5 protein-coding genes are annotated in these 4,320 nt (G+C 73.7%); 4 read left to right on the forward strand and 1 reads right to left on the reverse strand.

What is annotated here, in order from left to right; all coding sequences use genetic code 11:
• Positions 1 to 479 precede the first annotated feature (479 nt).
• The 4 genes from FOE67_RS18100 to FOE67_RS18115 all read left to right on the forward strand — a co-directional run bounded on the left by FOE67_RS18100 (position 480) and on the right by FOE67_RS18115 (position 3,240).
• Positions 480 to 626 (forward strand): hypothetical protein, encoded by a 147-nt coding sequence (locus FOE67_RS18100; RefSeq protein WP_182665576.1) that lies wholly within the window; start codon positions 480 to 482, stop codon positions 624 to 626.
• Between the two features lie 3 nt (positions 627 to 629).
• Positions 630 to 1,802, forward strand: coding sequence for a methyltransferase domain-containing protein (locus FOE67_RS18105; RefSeq protein WP_182665568.1), 1,173 nt, complete (start codon positions 630 to 632; stop codon positions 1,800 to 1,802).
• Positions 1,803 to 1,986: 184 nt separating this feature from the next.
• Positions 1,987 to 2,463: a hypothetical protein gene (locus tag FOE67_RS18110; protein ID WP_182665570.1), complete on the forward strand. Its 477-nt coding sequence runs from the start codon at positions 1,987 to 1,989 to the stop codon at positions 2,461 to 2,463.
• A 201-nt stretch (positions 2,464 to 2,664) separates the two neighbouring features.
• Positions 2,665 to 3,240 carry a hypothetical protein gene (locus FOE67_RS18115; protein WP_182665572.1) on the forward strand — a complete coding sequence of 192 codons (576 nt, stop codon included), beginning with the start codon at positions 2,665 to 2,667 and terminating at the stop codon, positions 3,238 to 3,240.
• Positions 3,241 to 3,277: 37 nt separating this feature from the next.
• On the opposite strand, the gene FOE67_RS18120 is transcribed toward FOE67_RS18115, so the two are convergent.
• Positions 3,278 to 3,940 carry a hypothetical protein gene (locus FOE67_RS18120; protein WP_182665574.1) on the reverse strand — a complete coding sequence of 221 codons (663 nt, stop codon included), beginning with the start codon at positions 3,938 to 3,940 and terminating at the stop codon, positions 3,278 to 3,280.
• Between the last annotated feature and the right edge of the window lie 380 nt (positions 3,941 to 4,320).

Here is a 4,320-nt window from a genome sequence, read left to right on the forward strand (position 1 = left end):
GCCGGAGGGCGGCGGGCGGGAGTGGGACGCGCGGCCGGGGGACGTTCGTCCTCCGGAGTCGGCGCCTCCGGTCTCCGCCGCGCACCACACCCCCGGCGCCGGGGCGGGTGACCGCGATGGGTGAGGGCGCGCACCGTCTCCGGGCGCCGTACGCGCTCGACTCCCGTTGCCGATGGCCGACCCCGTCCCGGGCCGATCACCGGCGCCGCCTCCCGGTCGGTGCGGGGGCCGGGGAACGGCCCGGTTCCGCCCATGCCGTGCCCCGTCACGGGCGGCCCCCCTCGATGGTCGGGTGCCCGCGAACCGCGCTCCTCGACCGGGCGGCACACCTGCCGGCCCCCTCCGTCGGCTTCGTACCCACGGCCGCCGGGGTCGCGGTCCGATGACCGGTCCCCGACGCCGTTCCGCTCGGTCGCCACCGCCGGGGACGATCACCCCGCACCACGAACACCCATCGGAACAGAGCGAGGAGTCCCGAGATGAACCCGTACCCGATCACCCCCATGCCTCCCATGGCCGACGGCAACCCGCAGGACGACAGCGACAGCGGCAACAAGCACGGTGGCGGAGGTTCCGACGAGGGTGGAAACACCAACGACGGCCGGGGCCCGGCGGACGGTCGCTGAGCCGTGGAGACGACGCACGACACGGAGGCCGGTCCCCGGCGGCTGGCCTCCGCTCTCATCGACACGGGGGCACTGACCCCGGCGTGGGTTCCCGTGTACGACGCCGTTCCCCGGCACCTCTTCGTCCCCGACGTCATCTGGCCGGGGCGGGCGGGGATGAACCGCCCGAGCCGGCGCGTGATCAGGAGCGAGGAGCCGGAGGTGTGGTGGGAGGCCGTCCACCGGGACGTCCCCCTCACCACCCAGTGGGACGACGGCACCCACACCGGCCAGGGGAAGGGCCGTGTCCCCTCCTGCTCGAACTCGATGCCGACCATGGTGTTCACCATGTTGGCCGCCCTCGAACCGCTGGACGGGCACCGGGTGTTGGAGATCGGGACGGGGACGGGATGGAACGCGGCGCTGCTCTCCGCCCGCCTCGGCTCCGGCAACGTGGTGACCGTCGAGGTGGACGAGGAGATCGCCGTGGAGGCCCGGCGGCGTCTCCACGCCGCCGGGCACACCCCGACCACGGTCGTCGGGGACGGCGCGGAGGGGTACACGACCGAGGCCCCGTACGACCGGGTGATCGCCACGTGCTCGGTCGGCCGGGTGCCGCCGGCCTGGCTGTGCCAGAGCCGACCGGGCGGGGTGATCGTGGCTCCGTGGGGGCCGACGTACGGGGGCGAGGCGGTCGTCCGGCTCACGGTGCCCGGGGACGGCTCGGCCTCCGGGCACTTCGTCGGATCCTCGGCGTTCATGCGGCTGCGGGATCAGCGGCGTAACCTGCCGCCTCCCGACGCCTTCCCCGGCTCCCCCGAAGAGGGGGAACGGAGCACGACCGCGCTCTCACCGGAGGACGTGGGGGACTGGCTCCACATGTTCGTCATCGGCGTCCGGGTGCCGGACCTGTTCTGCCGCGTCGAGTGGACGGGCGCCGGAACCTACCGGCTGTGGTTGTACGACACCGGCGCCACCAGCCGGGCCGTGATCGGGTACGAGGGGCCCGCCCCCGCGTATCCCGTCGTGCAGTACGGCCCGCGACGGTTGTGGGACGAGCTGGAGAGCGCGTGGCGGTGGTGGGACGCACGGGGCCGTCCCGGCTTCGACCGTTTCGGCCTCACCGTTTCGGCGGACGGTTCGCACACCGTGTGGCTCGACGACCCCGGCCACCGGGTCTCCCCGACGAGGGGCTGACCCTCTCCCGGCGGTGGCCGTCCGGGTGTGGAGAGGGTCGGGAGGCGGTGCGTCCCGCCGCCTCCCGGCTCGCCGGCCCGGCTCCGGTCGGTCTATGGGACGGGTCCCGGTTCCCTCCCGGTCCCTCCCGGTCCCCGCCGGTAATTCGCCGGCGGGGTCGTCGGGGAGCGGGCAGGGTGGCGACATGCGTGACCACGGGGGAACGGCGTTCGTCCTGCCGCGAGGAGCCACGGGGTTCTTCCGGCCGAAGGACGGCCCCCTGCCCGAAACCGATCTCCGTCTTTTTCGTACCGGTCTGTACGACGCCGCGCGCCTCGCCGAGGGCAGGGTGGGAGAGTTCGAGGAACAGGAGTATCCCCGCACGTTCCACACCGCGTCGATCCTGAGCCGCCGGGAGGAGAGCGTCGTGCTGTGCCATGTCCACCACCCCTGGATCGTCTTCGTCGGGGAGCGCGGGCCGTGGCACGACACCGACTTCATCGAACCGCCGGGGTGGGCCCGGGCGTTCTCGTGGGCGGGGTTCGAGGTTCTCGACCGGCAGTTGCTGAGCACGCCCCTGGAGGAGATGGACACCTCCGGTCTTTCTCCGGTGGAACGACGTGCCTGCCGTTTCCCCGGGACCACCACACTCGGCGGCCTTCTCTTCAACGCATGGGACTGAGCATCGCACCGGGCCCCACCCGACGCGTTCGATTCGGGACGGGAAGCTCCGGGGACGTTCCGGGGCGGGGATCCGGAGGCAACGGTTGGTCATCGGTGGGGGCGGGGAAGGTGGCAGGGCCTCGGTGTCCGATGATGGGCGAGGAGAGTGCCCCGGAGGTCTTCCGGTGGCGAAGACGGGGGTGTGATGAGGAATCACGGGATGGGTCCGGCGGTGGCGGTGGCTCTTCTGCTCGCCTGCGCGGCCTGCACGGGTGGGGAGAACGCCGGGGCCGAGGAGCGGTCGGAGCCGTTGGAAGACCTGCCGGCGGTGGAGGTGCTCGGCGCGGGGTCGGCGGCGGTGGAAGAGGTGCTCGCCGAGAGCGGGGGTCGTGTCCTGGCGACCGCCCGGGTGGGAGAGGAGATGTTCGTCTTCCTCACCGGAGGCGGCTCGTGCGGTTTCGCGGTCGTTCCCGACGCGGCTCCCTCGGAGGCGAGGCTCACCCTGTTCTCCGCTCCCGCCCTCGGCGGGGACGAGGAGGAACGGTATCCGGAAGGACCGTACTCATTCGTGAGCAGCGGCGGCGGCGAGGCGGAGGAGGATCGGTGGACCGCCCTGCTGTGCGGGGAGAACGCGATGGTGGTCGAGCACGTCGCCGAGCTCCGCGACGGCGGAATCACCGACCCCACCGGTGAGGTGGGCTTCGTCTCAGGCCTGCCGGGCAACACCACGGTGTTCGCCGTCGCCGAGGAGTCGCGGCGGGAGGCGATCCTGGGCTCCACGGGTTCCGGCACCTGACGCGGTACTCCGTCCGGTCGGGGCACCGGCCGGTGCGTCACGGGCAATCGCCGATCGCGGAACCGGGGTCCGGGTCCGAGTCCGGGGGAGGGGTGTGGTCGAGGTCGACGGGCTCTCCCACCGGGACGTGTCCGCCGCCCGTGGACCGGGTCGCGCGGACCCGGACCCGATCCCCGGGCAGGAGAACCACCAGGGCCAGGGGGGAGGTCGGGGGTCGCCGGCGGGACGATGTCCCGTCCGCGCCGGTGATGGCGAGGGCATCGGCTTCGCGGGGGGCGAGCAGCACCACGATCCGGACCGGTTCCCACCCCTCGTCCCCGGACGCCCGTCCGGTGTGGAGCCGCACCTCGTCATCCGTGACGACCATCGGGGCGCCATTGGCGAGGCCCGTTCCGCGAGCCCTCGCCTCCTTCGGGTCGAGCCGCCACACGCTCCCGCCGAGGTGGTCGCACTCGGACCACGCCCCCTCCGGGCCACCCTCGGGGTCACGGAAGGAGTGGTACACCTCTTCTCCGAGGAAGCCGTCGTCCCGACGGTGCAGGACGAGGACGAACCCGAGGTCGCCCCGGATCCACACGTCCGCCGCCACCGGGCCCACCGCGAGGTCCGCCTCGCTCGGGCCCCGCGCGGGAGCCCCTTCCAGAGCCCGCCGCGCGATGCCGGCCATCGCCGGCGGCCGGGCGCGTTTTTCCCTCGTCATCCTCCGTGCCCTCCCGGGACGCCGGGCCGGGCGGCCGGTGGCCGGCCCGGGTCGGTGACCGGACGGTATCGGGTCGGTGGCCCGACGGCCTCCGGTTTTCGGCTGCCGCTCCTTCCGCCCGGGAGGGGTTCGGGGCCGAGGAGGCCGATGGGTGTCCCGAGGTACGTTGGGCCGGGGTGTCGGCCGTCCATCGGGGCTCCGGGTGCGCCTCCATCCGAGGTCACGGGGTTTCGTGCACGGCGCCGACCGACCGGGAGGGGAGCGGGAAGGGGAGGAAGCCGGTGATGACCGGACGCGCGGAGAGGGAAGAGGAGCCCGGGGAGAGCGGGGCCCCGGTGCCGGGGCGTGTCGGGGGCCCCGTCGACACCCCCATCCCCACC

Source organism: Streptomyces calidiresistens (assembly GCF_014141525.1).
In the GTDB taxonomy this organism is placed as follows: Bacteria; Actinomycetota; Actinomycetes; order Streptomycetales; family Streptomycetaceae; genus Streptomyces; species Streptomyces calidiresistens.

Excerpts from the sequence above, each read along its gene's own strand:
- FOE67_RS18100 (WP_182665576.1), top strand. The coding sequence starts at position 480 with ATGAACCCGTACCCGATCACCCCCATGCCTCCCATGGCCGACGGCAAC.
- FOE67_RS18110 (WP_182665570.1), top strand. The coding sequence starts at position 1,987 with ATGCGTGACCACGGGGGAACGGCGTTCGTCCTGCCGCGAGGAGCCACG.
- FOE67_RS18115 (WP_182665572.1), top strand. The coding sequence starts at position 2,665 with ATGGGTCCGGCGGTGGCGGTGGCTCTTCTGCTCGCCTGCGCGGCCTGC.
- FOE67_RS18120 (WP_182665574.1), bottom strand. The coding sequence starts at position 3,940 with ATGACGAGGGAAAAACGCGCCCGGCCGCCGGCGATGGCCGGCATCGCG.